The 14,066-nt window shown below is 46.2% G+C and carries 7 protein-coding genes; all 7 read right to left on the bottom strand.

Translation table 11 applies throughout. From position 1 onward, the window contains the following. Positions 1–57: 57 nt before the first annotated feature. The gene (locus tag QUB04_RS24945) at positions 58–1,707 is read right to left on the bottom strand and encodes an ABC transporter substrate-binding protein (protein ID WP_333288513.1); all 1,650 of its coding nucleotides are present in this window, start codon (positions 1,705–1,707) and stop codon (positions 58–60) included. Between the two features lie 165 nt (positions 1,708–1,872). Next, on the bottom strand, positions 1,873–6,711 hold the full coding sequence (locus QUB04_RS24940; RefSeq protein ID WP_333288511.1) for a PAS domain S-box protein: 4,839 nt from the start codon (positions 6,709–6,711) through the stop codon (positions 1,873–1,875). Between the two features lie 216 nt (positions 6,712–6,927). After that, positions 6,928–8,160, bottom strand: a complete 1,233-nt coding sequence (locus tag QUB04_RS24935; protein WP_333288509.1) for an RNA-guided endonuclease TnpB family protein — start codon at positions 8,158–8,160, stop codon at positions 6,928–6,930. A gap of 596 nt (positions 8,161–8,756) precedes the next feature. Further along, complete coding sequence (locus QUB04_RS24930; protein ID WP_333288507.1) at positions 8,757–10,232, bottom strand: adenylate/guanylate cyclase domain-containing protein; 1,476 nt, start codon at positions 10,230–10,232, stop codon at positions 8,757–8,759. A gap of 70 nt (positions 10,233–10,302) precedes the next feature. After that, positions 10,303–10,647 carry a slr1659 superfamily regulator gene (locus QUB04_RS24925; protein WP_333288505.1) on the bottom strand — a complete coding sequence of 115 codons (345 nt, stop codon included), beginning with the start codon at positions 10,645–10,647 and terminating at the stop codon, positions 10,303–10,305. Positions 10,648–10,996: 349 nt separating this feature from the next. Next, entirely contained in the window at positions 10,997–11,575 is a 579-nt protein-coding gene (locus QUB04_RS24920; protein WP_333288503.1) for a DUF6272 family protein, read from the bottom strand. 77 nt (positions 11,576–11,652) lie between these two features. After that, positions 11,653–13,626, bottom strand: a complete 1,974-nt coding sequence (locus QUB04_RS24915; protein WP_333288501.1) for a SpoIIE family protein phosphatase — start codon at positions 13,624–13,626, stop codon at positions 11,653–11,655. Positions 13,627–14,066 lie beyond the last annotated feature (440 nt).

The raw sequence follows: 14,066 nt of genomic DNA, 5'->3' as shown, positions 1-14,066 counted from the left end.
TGTACAAAATATGCAATAATTATTGACGTTTCAACTCCCCCCAATTATTGTAACGAATTATTGCTTTTTCAGGAACCAAAAAGGAAAAGATTGCGTCGGTTCGAGACGGACGCCGGTAATGCTGTTCTGAGCAAACGTATAGTCCTTATCCTGCCAAAGAGGGATGAAAGGTACATCTTTACCCAGTATGTCTTGAATTTCGGCAAATATGGCTTTGCGGGTTTCAGGGTTTGTTTCTTTGCGCTGCTTGTCGATCAGTTGATTTACTCGATCGCTATAATAAAACGATCCCTGACTTTGACTAGCACCCTTCGAGCAGCCCCCAGCCTCCGAACCTGTGGCACAATCTAAAAACGGCTGAATGTAATTGTCAGCGTCAAAAAAGTCGGCAGACCAATCCACTAAAACCGCTGGATAAATGCCCTTCTCTATGTTTTGAAACAAAGTCGGAGATTCCACGCTGTTAATTTCTACCTGCATTATCCCGTCCATTTTGAGTTTAGTTTGCGCCTCGATCGTACTCGCGACTAAAGCTCTTTTTCTTGAAGCCGAAGCATGCCAAATTTGCAGAACAAAAGGATTTGTGGCCGAGTATCCCGCTTTCGTTAAAAGTTCCTTGGCTTTGGCCGTGTTGGCGTCGCCGTACAGTTCTTTGAAAACCGGTTTTTGAACGTCCAAGGTTGTGGGAATCAGACTGTAAAGCGGTTGTGCTTGTCCCAGCAGTACGCGCTCGTTAATCAGCGGGCGATCCATCACTGCTGCGATGGCCTGTCTCACTTCTAACTTGTCCAGCGGTTTAGACTGCATATTCAGCGTCATGTAATTAACCGTACTGCTTTCCCCCGCGATTTCCTGCCATTTCCCTTTTTTTGCTCCCTCATCCAAGCTACGAACTTGGTCTGCATCCAGAGACAAATAAGCCACATCAACAGCACCAGTCTGAAAAGTATTGAACAAATTTGACGAACTAGAAAGCAGCAAAATGTCAATTCCTTGATTAACCGGCTTTTCCCCCCAATACTTGTCAAACACGTCAAACTTGAGAGAATCGCTGCCGTACTTCGCCAGCTTGTAACGTCCAGTTCCCACAAAGGTATCGGGTTTAAATTTACCCGGCCCAATCTCGTAAGCTTTTGGAGAAACTGCACACATACCCGAAAATGTCAACAGGGAAGGAAAAGCAGCAAAAGGCTTTTTGAGTTTAAAAGTTAATTCGTATTCGCCCGTCGCTTTCACGGATTCTACTGCATCGCTCAACAACAAAGCCGGACTGCCGCCATTTTGGATAAACCGTTGCAAGGAAAATTCCATTGCGGCGGCGTTAAACGGTGTGTCGTCGTGAAAAATAACGCCTTGACGCAAGGGGATTGTATATGTCAATCCGTCTTGGCTAACTTTTGGCATCGCTGTCGCTAAGTGGGGGATTAACTCTGTAGTTCCCGACTTGTAGGCGTAGAGAGTGTCGCCCAAATTGCGTAGCAATTGTCCAGATAAGGTTTCGTAACCGTCCGCAGGGTCGATCGTCCGCAATTTCAAAGTTGTGCCAATAGTAACGCGGTTATTAGCATTTTCGCCGCTCGCAGTGACCGATGGACGTGTTCTTTGTCCACAACTTGCAGTTAACAAGCAGCACAGAAAGAACAGAGCTATCGCTTTAATCACTGAAGGTTTTATATGTATTCTAGGCTGCTGCTTGTTAATTATCATCGTCTTTTTTTGACACTCCAAATTACTGATTATATTATCAGGACTTACGCACTGTTAGACTAGAAACCGGATTTATTGGTAGATTCTCCTCTAATACAAATATCCCTGCCTAACCTGAGCAACTTAAAAGCTTGGTGATGTTCGATCGGTTTGAACTCCTTCGGCTCAATTTTTATAGCTTGCTGGGCCATGAGTATTTTTGCTAAGAAGTGCGACGATCGTTTTAATTAATTTATCCGGTTCGATCGGCTTTGCCAGATGTCGGTGAAATCCAGCTTGCAAAGCTTGCTGTTGATTAACCTCGCCCGCATAGGCAGTCAGGGCGATCGCGGGAATCAGCCCTCCCCGTTCTGGCGGCAGGGATCGCACTTGCCGCAACAGCATATAGCCATCCATCCCCGGCATTCCAATGTCGCTCACCAGGACATCTGGGTGGAAATTAGTCAACGCTGTGAGGGCTTCTTGAGCGCCAGCAACAGTCAGTACCTCTGCACCTGAATCTTCTAGCAAAAAGGAAATCAACTCTCGCATATCCGGCTCATCATCTACCACAAGTATCCGCATCCCGGATAACGGTTCCTCCGCAGTCGATCGTTCCGAAAGTCCTGCCAGAGAGTTTTCTTGTCTTACCTTCGGTGATAGGGGCAGTCTTACGGTAAAGGTAGCTCCTAACCCTTCACCGGGACTCTCTGCCCCAACGGTGCCACCGTGCAGTTCGACTAGATGCCGCACGATCGCCAGCCCCAATCCCAAGCCACCAAACTTGCGGGTTGTAGCGCCATCTTTTTGGCGGAAGTAGTCAAACACGTAGGGTAAAAACTCCGGTGCGATGCCAATCCCTGTATCCGCCACCGTAATTTGAGCCTGATTGCCAACACGAGTCAAATTCACCTCAACGCGCCCCCCGGCTGAAGTAAATTTGACCGCATTGGAAACAAGATTCCAGACAATCTGCTGCAAACGGCCCGAATCCCCCAAAATTTGTCCAATCTGAGGCTCTAACACAGTCCGAATATCAATGGATTTGGCAACAGCCGCCAAATTGACAGTTTCGATCGCCGATTCCACAGTTAAAGCTAAATCGACTGGACGAATATTCAGACTAAGCTTGCCTTGGAGAATTTTCGAGACATCAAGCAAATCTTCAATCAATTCAGTTTGCAGCTTGGCATTGCGTTCGATCGTCGCTAACGCCTGTGCAGTTTTGGCCGCATCCAGCTTGCCAGTTTGCAGCAGCTTTGACCACCCCAGGATGGGATTGAGGGGCGATCGCAACTCATGGGATAGTACCGCTAAAAACTCATCCTTGATCCGATTTGCCTGTTTTAGCTGTTCCGCTTGCTGCTGGAGTGAATCGTTCAGGTTTGCCCGTTCCAGAGCGATCGCGATCTGGTCACAAGTAGATCCCAGCATCTCGATTTCTGCAGCCGTGAAGTCCGTCCGAGTCAGACTGGCAAAGGAGAGCGTCCCTAATAACCGCCCTTGAGCAATTAACGGTTGACCCACGTAAGCCGTCATGCCCAGTTCAGAGACGGCTTTAGCATTCGGATGAGTGGAAAGTTCGACTTGATTCAAGACAAGTTGCTGCTGCGTTTGGGCAACCAGTCCACAGAGATATTCCCCTAAATCGATCCATGCGATCGCCTGCGCCCTTTCTTCAGAGATGCCATCATAGTTTGTCAAATGCAGCATCCGGCGGTTGTCTTTTTCTTCCACCATGAAGTTGTAGTAAGAGTGCAGATCGAGTTGCACTGCAAGTTTGCGGAATAGCGTGTCCATCAAAGCCAGAGGCTGTTCTGTCTGCATCAGATCGCGGGTAGTTTCATACAGAAATTGCAGTCGCTCACTTGCTTGCCGTTGTGCAGTCTTGTCCTGCATGATTTTGACAAATCCCTGCGGACAATCCGCTTCATTAAGCAGGGGCATCATCAATCCACTGGCCCAAAAGCGATTCCCATCTTTGCGGACGTGCCAGCGTTCGTCTTCGGCCCGTCCTTGCAGTAGAGCCGTTTGCCTCTGGTACTCGGCTTGTCCTTGTTCGTTATCTTCGGGTGTGAAGATCATCCGACTCGGGCAACCAATTGCTTCTGTCTCGGTATAGCCCAACAACCTTTCTGCCCCTGAGTTCCAACTGGCAATGATGCCGTTAAGGTCGAGGGTGAAGATGGCATAATCTTTGGCGCTTTCAATGATCAGACGGAGGCGGGATTCACTCTCGCGCAGGGCTTCCTCAGCTTGTTTGTGGTCTTCAATATCAACACAGGAGCCGATGTAGCCCAAGAACTCACCGTCCAATCCGTAGCGAGGAACAGCTTCATCCATAATCCAACGGTATATGCCATCACAGCGTTTCAAGCGATAGTCCATCTTGAACGGTTGACGGGCATCAAAGGCAGTCACATAGGTGTCTAAACAGCGCTCAAAGTCGTCGGGGTGGACTCCTTCTGTCCAACCATTGCCCCTTTCTTGCTCGATCGTCCGTCCCGTAAAGTTTAGCCACGGGAGGTTGAAGTAATAACAGAGTTTATCGGTGTCCGACATCCAAATCAGCACAGGGGCGGCATCTGCCATCACCCGGAACCGTGCCTCACTCTCCCGTAGTGTGGCTTCGGCTTGTTTGCCATCGGTGATATCGTTGACCAGTGCTACAAACCCTTCAACTTTTCCCTGGCTATTGAAGCGGGGAACATAGGTCGCATTGATATAACGGGTTCCACCATCTTTGTAGGTAACTTGGGTTTCAAAGGTCACTTCTTCTCCTGCCAAGACTTGCTCAACATAAGGACGAATCGCTTCATACCCCGTTTCGCCTAAAACCTCTCGGAGATGCTTGCCGTAGATTTCTTTTGCCTCAGATCCAAACCATTCTTCATATGCTCGATTGTGGAAGCGGTAGCGTTGGTCTGAGTCTACAAAGCAAATCAAGGCAGGCACGGCATTGGTGACTAAACGAAGTTCTGCTTCTCGTTGTTGCAATACCTCCTCGGCGAGTTTTCGATCTGTGACATTTCGGAAATAAATCGTCATCCCGTTCGCGGCAGGGTAAGTGCGAACGTCATACCAACGATCGTGATCGGGATAAAACGCCGTGACTGACAAAGCCACGCGCTCGTTTGCCACTCGCCGATAAACCCGCTCAAACTCGCTGCCATTGAACCCAGGCAATTCTCCCCACAAATTCTTCCCAATCAGCTCGCCTGCCGTGCGGTCTAGCAGAATTTCCGCTGACCGATTCACGTAAGTGAAACGCCAATTCTCATCAAGGGAAAAGAATCCATCATCAATGCTCTCTAGAATGTTGCGACTCTGCTCTTCGCTTTGACGCAACGCTTCTTCGGCTTGTTTACGATCGCTGATGTCGATTAATACGCCGCGCGTCGAAATTATGATGCCATCAGCGTTATAGGCGCAATCGCCCTTTGCCAAAATCCAACGAACAGTGCCATCTGCCCACAGCGTCCGATACTCAATTTCAGTATGCGGTTGATTCGCTTTTAGCTGTGTGAGCGCGCTGTGAACGAATGGGCGATCGTCGTGATGCACGGCTGCTAAAAACACCTTCATGGACATTGCCTGATCCACGGGTAAACCAAACATCCCTTTGGCTATGTCCGTCAAACTCACCGTGTCAGTTTCCATATCCCAATACCACAAACCCAAATTGCCGCCTTCGGAAGCCAGTCGGAACTGTTCTTCGCTCTCGCGCAACGCCTGGAACGATCGATCGCGCTCGAAGACGATGCTGGCAACTTTGGTGCCGAACTCGGCGAGTTTCTGTTCCCAATCAGTCGGCATCCGCGCCTCGCTAAAGCACAGCATCAGCGACCCCAGAGGTAGATTGTCGTGACTGAACACGGGCTGAGAATGACACGCTAGAATGCCATGAGCCACGCATAAATTTCGCCATGCTTGCGACCAGCGATCGTCGTTGGCAATGTCGGCGCAGGTCACGGGCTGACCGCTATACACTGCTTCGCCGCAGGTTCCAATGCACAAATCGTTAATCGGAGCATCTTGGAGTCCTTCACCAAAAGACCCTGGAAAGTCTGGAGTAATGGATCTCTTAAACGTCAGCCGCTGAGCATCGGCTAGCAGGAAGCAGGCGCGGGTACCCGGATTCAGCCTGGATACTGAGTCACACACGGCTGCCAGACAGTCGTCTAGTGGCTGTCCGAATGCGATCGACTCCAGCAGCCGTTTCTGCTCGATTAGGATGAGTTCGGCCTGTTTGCGATCGGTAATGTCGGCAAGCAAAACGGTCAGTCCACTGGGCGAAGGGTAAATTCGATGGTCGTGCCAACCGTTCCAAGGTGAGTAGAGATAATCAAACTGGAGCGGCGTTTGTTCGCGCATTGCCCGATGAAACTGCACGTAAGCATCGGTGTCAACGGCAGCCGGAAATAGCTCCCAAACGTTCTGACCCAGAATCGCTGACCGCGGCATTCCAACCATTTCACAGTAGCGATCGTTGGCATAGGTGTAGCGCCAATCGCGATCGAGGATGTAAAACCCATCGTTGATGCTAGAAAGTACCGTTTCTAGCTGTTCTTTTGCCTCCGTCGCCGCAGTTTGTGCTACTTGGCCGCGAACTAGGGCTTTTTGTTCTAGCGACCTTGACTCCTGTAAAGTTTGCAAGGCTGCTTTCGCGTTTTTTATAGCAGTGCGCCACGATAGATTGAGTGAAGCGCTCAATCCTGCGGCGATCGAAAACATACCCAGCCGAACAATTGTCTCTACATTAACTATCTGTAAGGAATAGAACGGCTCAATAAAAAAATAGTTGATTGCCAGCGTGGATAAAATTGTTGCCAGAAACCCAGCCCCGAAACTTCCATACCAGGCACTCACCATCACCGCGATGAAAAACAGGGGCGTCGTGGTTGGGTAGAGCCACGGTAAAAGCGATCGGGTTAGCGCCAGTGCCACAGCCACGGAGAGGGTCGCCACACCATAGGGAAGTAGTCGAATATCTCTGAAAATGCTGTTGATTCCCTCTAAACTCACCGTTTGTACTCCTTATCCGAAAAATATCTTGCTCGCAGCGCCTTACTGCATTCGCGAAGCGTTGCATCTGGCGAATTATCAACTCATCCAGCAATATCTAAATTTGCTTGACTGCCAACCCAGAAGGCGTAGCGTGTCCATTTTCCCAACGATTAATCGTGGCAAAGGTCATCCGTTCTAAAAAACTTACCCATAGCTACCCAAATCTTGACATAGCTAGACATGAGTGCTTGTGGTGTTAACTTCCTGTTTCACAGTAGCGACAACATGACTGCTGTCGGGTTTGTCTACTCCGCAGGCTGACACGGTGGAACTCACCGCCAATTCTGAACGTTCTGGAATAAATATTCCTTCAAACCAACGTTCTATATTTTTCGACGCATTCAAGTCACGGTCTTGAATATTTCCACAACTGGGACATTCAAAGGCTCGGACTCTTAATGGCATTTTATGCCGATGATTACAGCAATTTGAACAGATTTGACTGCTAGGAAAGAATCGATCTATGAGCGTCAATTTTGAGTTAAACTTTTCGGTTTTATATTCAAGTTGACGCTTGAATTCGTACATGGCGCAGTCGGCGATTGCACCAGCTAACTTGTGGTTCTTCAAAAAGGCCTTAACATTCAAATCTTCAATCTTCACCTCACTGTGGTTTTTGGCGAGGTAAGTTGTTAGCTTATGAATAGCATCTTTTCGGATGTTTGACACTTTTAGGTGCAGCTTGGCTAGTTTAGCGATTGCCTTTTTGCGGTTGTTAGACCCTTTGACTCGCGCACAGACACGCCGTTGCAGACGTTTCATTTTACGGTTCATCCGACGATAGGCTTTAGGGTTGGCAAAGACTTCGCCGTTAGAACAAACAGCTAGCTGCTTGATGCCGATATCAACTCCGACAGTAGGACGGTCACGTAGAGTTGCGGGCTGCTCAATTTCGTATTTAAAAGCAATGAACCATCTGTCAGCTTTTCGACTGATTACGCAGTTGTGAACTGCCGTAATTGGTAATGGTTCGTGCAGCCTAACCCAGCCAATCTTAGGTAACTTGACACGCTTGCCGTCGTTATTAATTCCTGGCTTTGCTTTGGTTCCTTGTTCTAGGTAGAAGGAGTCCCCCGATACACCTTTCTTTTTGAATCTAGGTTGTTTAGATACCTTTTTGAAGCATCTATCCCAAGCTGTTATCAATTCAGTTAGAGCCTGTTGTGGGCTTGCTTTGGAAGATTCGTAATACCAGGGATGCTCATGTTTGACTTCTGCCACTAAACGCTTGTGTAGATCAATTGCAGAAGGGATCTTAATAGTTTTATCCGTCTTCCTGAGTGTCAATGTTTCAAGGATGATTGAATTTGCCCAGTTGTAAGCGTGTCTTGCTACTCCGCAATGCTGCCGAAATCTAGTCACCTGTTTGTTATTAGGTTTTAATTCCGTCTTGAAACTAAGTAACATTTGCTTTTACCTCATTTCTGCCTTACTCTTATTGTATGCGGAATTAATACGGAACAAGAAAATGCCTAGAAAAAAGATTTACAGCGAGCCTAAGCGTAAGGTCAACCTCAGCCTAACCGAGACTGCTACTAAGTGGCTAGAGGAAAAACGAGTTCAGCTTACCGCAAGCAGTCTTAGTGACGTTATCGAGAGACTTGCTAGAGAGTTACCCAACAATTCCATCAATGGGTAACTTTGTCCAAGAATCACGTTACAGCTTTAAACCCTAATTCATCCGCCAACTTTTTCTGATACAGCTTCAGCCCTTGCGGCCGTTCTCGCACCAAATTACCGATCGCTGGTTTTGGAGCCCTAAGCCGTTCTATTTTGAGAAGCCTCAGAAGTAACAGGTATAAAGCTATTTATATTTTACACCTTTGACAGATGCTAGGGGTCAGTCATCTCTCTCAAGATATATAGCCATCCTTACAGGAGTCGTAAATTTTTTACCCCACCCCAACCTTCCCCGAACCCGCTCTGAGAAAGTAAGAAATTCACAAATGATGCGAGGATGTCTATATGAAGTCAATCTTAAATCTAAAATAGACTAAGTTGCTTTAAATTCCTTTGAGGAGCGATCGCCAATCCCGACAGCGTTTCAGGTAAATGCGAGCTACCTGATCGCTCGGATTTGTTCGCAAACACTCTTCAAATAATTTTCCCGCTTCTCGGAAGTCCTTGCGATCGCACAGTAACATAGCTTCATTATATACAGACAAATTTGCTAGCTTTGCCGACAGAATTTCCGGCGGATCTGCATCAAATACCTCATAGACTACGACATATTGAGATTTTCCTTTAACCTGTACTTTATCCACAATCCTAATAGCATAATCGTTCGGATTTCGCAACCTTTCTAAAGTTTGCTGAGAAATTAACAGAGGTACGCCGTAATCTTTTGTCAATCCTTCAATGCGAGATGCTAAATTAACAGCATCGCTAATCACAGTGCTGTCCATTCGGCTTTTCCCCCCGACTGTCCCCAGCATCAAAGAACCCGAATTGATGCCAATGCCAATTCGGATCGGGACGTAGCCGACCTCTAGACGGTATTCGTTGTAATTTTTGAGGGTATTTAGCATTGCAATACCCGCTTTCACTGCATCATCTGCAAAGTCACTAAACAAAGCCATAATTGCATCGCCGATGTATTTGTCAATAAACCCGTTATTGCTAGTAATGGCAGGCTCCATCCGCGAAAGGTAAGCATTGATAAATTTAAAATTTTCTTGGGGAGTCATAGTTTCGGAAAGCGTCGTGAAATCGCGAATATCCGAAAATAGCACCGACATTTCCTGCTGTACTTGGTCGCCTAAATGGACATCTATAATACTTTCATATCCCAACAAATTGAGAAATTGGTGCGGCACAAATCTACCGTAGGCATCAGTTAAGTCTGATTCGGCATCCAGGGATTTTTCTAAATTTTTGTTGAGGTAAAATAATTCCTTAATAAATAACTGGCGATCGGCTTCAGCTTCTTTGCGTTCCGTGACATCTTGAAAAACTGCGATCGCAAAAGCAACTTTGCCACCATCGTCAAAAATTGGCCTTCCCCAAATTTCTAGGGGAACTTTCTTGTCGGTTCGATGAATTTCCAGATCGTCAGCAGTCGCGCTTTCGCCCCTCAAAGCTCGGACGAGCGGCAAATTCTCGAAAGGATAAATTGTCTCAGTTCCCGCCATATAAATTTGATAACTTTCTGACAAATCCTCAACTGAATTTAAGGGCAAAACTCCTTGACCGAGCAACTCGTGTCCGGCGTGATTTACGTAGTAAGGTTTGCCTTGAGAATCGAGCACTACCACGCCTACCGGAATCGCTTCTAGAAATTGAGCCAGCTTGATTTCGCCTTCGCGCACGGCCTCGAATGCGCGATATCGCAACTCAGTTTCTACCGTATCGGAATGTTCAGCAGTAGTTTCCAGCAAGATTTCCAGATCGGCTTTTTCCTCCTTCAAGTCTTCCACTTGCTGGCGCAATCTTTCTATCTCTAAAAGTAGCTGTTCTCTAGATGGTTGTTCTTGCAGCATAACTCTAGAATTTGCGCCTCGACTAACAAAAAATTGCTCAATAGCTCGCACCCAAAAAGTAAGCGTGTTTCTATAGAAATTCCAACTCTAAACCAGGCATCAGGCGCTGGAAATTCCTCAAAGATTTACCTTGCCAAGCTATGCTTTGAGAGCCTTGCACCGCCATTTGCACCCTGGCTGTTTTGCGGATCTCGATAATAAACTTCGATAGCATATTGATGCCAGAACTGTTCAAAAATTCTAACTGCTGCAAATTGAGGGTAATTTTCGTCGGTTCCAAGTCGGCAACCTGGGCCAGCAACTGCGCTATCGGCGCGTACTCTGCAGGCCCGCTCAGCCTTAGAGATCCAATCAAACTCACGGTTGCCGTTGCTGGATCGTAACAGATCTGGTAATCTTCTGTATTAATTTCCATAGCCACAAAAAAAAGTCCCTTAAATATTATCGATCGCTAGCGTTGCTTATCAAAGAAATGGGTCTAAAATCCCGTCGTTCTACGAGGGCTTTGAGCTATAATAGAGAACTCTACAGGCTCAAGACGCGTTGAAATAGCGACGATGAGAGCGCACCTAGACAGTTTGGAGGGGCAATGCTTAACTGCAACCCTGAAGACACCAAGCTTTTTGCTTGAGTAAAACGAAACATAGTCGCCTAGCGGGCATTGGGAGACTCTAAACGGACGTGGAGCGACGGTAAGACTACTTTGGTAGCGCGTTGCTGTGAAGCGTTAAGGAATCCTCGCTCCTTTAGCACGAGGAGGTATGTCAAACTGTTAATTGCACCATCGTTGTCACCGCAATTACTTCCGGGTCTTTGTGCACGGTCTGGAATTTCCAGCCAAGTTTGGCGGTATAATCGGTGAGCATGGTCAACAAACCCAATCCAGAATTGGTACAGTTGTCGTCAGCAGCATTTTTTTCCAACCGCTGAAGGTAAAGTTCGCTTGGCTCCGAGGCCAGCAACTCCTGAATATAAGCCTGAAACTTGTCCACAGCTTGCGGAGAGATGCTGTTAGCCACTGAGACAATCACTCCGTCGCTCTCTAATTGCAGTTTAATATCGATCGGGTAGTCCGAGGTTTCATCATTAAACTTCATGGCATTTTCCAATAACTCGTTGGCAATGTAACTAACAGCACTTTTTATTTCAGCTTGTCTTTCAATTGTCGAGGGTTCATCTTGGTTGCCCGGAAAAAAAGTCGTCAGGTAGTCAGCCAGAAAATCCGCCGACAAACCGTTGTTCCGCCACCGCTGCTTGAGAGGAACCGAACTCGGAGAAAATCCAATTATTAAGTATTCTTGGCTACCTGCCTGCTCGATAAAATCGCCTAAAATCTGAATCATATCAATGTGAGAGCTAAAGTTTGAGATGAGGGGCATCACTGAATATATTTTAAACTTTAGAAGGGATATCCAAGTAGTTATTTTTGTTTGAGTACCAGCAATGTGATGTCATCAAAAACTTTTTGTTCGCCGATGTGCGATCGCACGTCCTTAATTACAGCGTGCCTGATTTCGGCAGCCGAACGCTGCCAATTAATCTCTATTACCTCAATTAGCCTATCTAAACCATAAAGCACTTTATCCATATTTTTAGCTTCCGTAATCCCGTCAGTGTACAGCACAACCACATCTCCTGAATGCAAATGCACAATTTTCTCAGCAACAAATTCAGCAATATCTACATCCAGCCCGATCGGGAAACCCAAATCGATTGTATCAAACCGCTCGACAGAACCGTTACACCGCACAACAATCATTTCTTCGTGCTGGCCGCTCAGCTTCAGCATCCCCTCCTCATAGTCTAGCAAAGCAAGGCTGGCGTTTTTATCGCATTTCATCCGCTGCACGTTATCGTAAATTACACTGTTAATAGCACTTAAAAATCTTACTGGGTCTGGTTCATTGTAGGCGAGCAAGGTTCGCACTGCCGTTTGAACCATAATCATTAAAACGCCGCTCTCCAATCCGTGTCCCGTCACATCCCCAATGCCGATTTTTACTCTACCTTTGTGCTGGAGTACGTCGTAATAGTCGCCGCCTACTTCCTCAGCAGCTTCCATAAAGCCCGCAATATCTAAGCCGATAACTTCGTTGAGCTCTCGGTCTTTGGGCAGCAGCATCTGCTGAATCTTGCGAGTAACGTCTAGTTCGGCGCTCATTCGCATATTTTCAGCTTTTAGGCGATCGTTGAGAACAGTAATTTTGTGATTTGCACCAACTAGGGCATCGGCAATCTTGTTAAACGCACCCACAACTTGCCCGAGTTCATCTCTGTTATCCAAAATAATTTTGTGGTCAAGATTGCCGCTTGCCATCTTTTTTGCAGCTTCGTCAAGGACAAATACAGTTTGCATAACGCTTCGGTAAAAACTTACAAATAAATAAATAACTATGGCTAAGGTTATTAACACAACAATAGAAATTATGCGTTTCTTGGCAACAAAACTATCAATGCGTTTTTGCAGGAGAAAGTCTAATTCCTTGATAGTTTCGTCCCACAGTTCAAAACTCGAATTCATAACTCTATCGCTGCCATCGAGATAGACATAATATTCCACTAAGGCGGTGGGATAAATCAGTTTATCTATTTGCCCAGTTAGCTGCTCTACTACGGAGTTGAATTTGGTCACATCCTCGCTTAATTTCGGTCGCAGATTCCCCTGAGGATTATTGCTAGCTCCTACCTCCATATTGATTGCTAAATCCTGATTAAGTTCTCTCAACTTGCCTGCCCAAGTAATCAGTTTCGCTCTTTCTTTAGGTGTGGCATAGGAACGCAAGCTGTTTTTTTGAGAAATAAGCCTAATCTCTGACAAGATTTTTTGGATTTCTGGAATCTTCAGTAAGGTAGCATCCATCAGATAATAGGTATCTAGATCGGGGTCTAAAATTAGATTAGAAGTATCGCCGACGTGAGCGCTCAGTCTATTAATGTCGGCAGCTAAACGTTGATATACCAAATCGCAAGTTTCTACACTCCACTGGCTGCGGCGAAGTTTGAAGTTTTGCCAATCTTGATAAAGATTATTAAATTTTTCACTGGACATTAATATGTTTCCAAGCTGGCGATCTGTATTAGCCAGGGATTGAAAGTTCGCGTCCATCTTAGCTTCTAAATCGGCTCTCGTATCTGGCAGGCTTAAATTTGTATTTAAAGGCTGATAATTTAAGAGTTGCAGTTGAGGTATGTATTCCCTCAACTGGCGCAGTGGGCGCAGGTATTGATTACCGTAGATTTCTTTTTGGGAAAAATCAACCCTGCTGTTAATTTCGGAAATCAGCAGGTACATGACCAAGGTTAACGGTATTGCAAATAGAAAACCGATTAAGGTAAATTTTTGAGGATAGCTCAGCCGATTCATTAAATGGATTCCCAGAGATTTTCTGTTCATAATCGATAGATTTCAACAATATTCTACTAAAAAAGTAGCGATCGCTACTTTTTTAGTAGTTTCGGGGACGATCGCTCTAGAAAACCACAACGCTAATATAATTAATCAGCGATAGCTGATTTAATTTCTAATGCGTTTTCGTCCTGTTGCAACCCAATTTGAGGCATCCCTGTGATATCCTTGGCTCAGCTCGCTTCCCCCAGTCTAAAACACGTTTAGCAGTTTTGGGACGCAGAATAGTAATTTGTACTGAGATTCGGGCGCAAGATGAGAGGCTTTTAAGAATATTTACTTAAGCATAAATTTTTCTTAATACCCGGAGACAAAAAGTAAAAATTAAGTAATAACTGGGTAGTGCAAGTTTCCTGAAACACAACAGCCGGCAGCGAGTAGGAAATACTTGCGCCGCACGCACCAGCAGTCAAGTCGGTTCTGCACAA

This window comes from Microcoleus sp. D2_18a_B4 (genome assembly GCF_036702475.1).
GTDB lineage: Bacteria > Cyanobacteriota > Cyanobacteriia > Cyanobacteriales > Microcoleaceae > Microcoleus.
The sequence above is the reverse complement of the archived record's forward strand: the minus strand, read 5'-3'. Positions and strand labels throughout refer to the sequence as shown.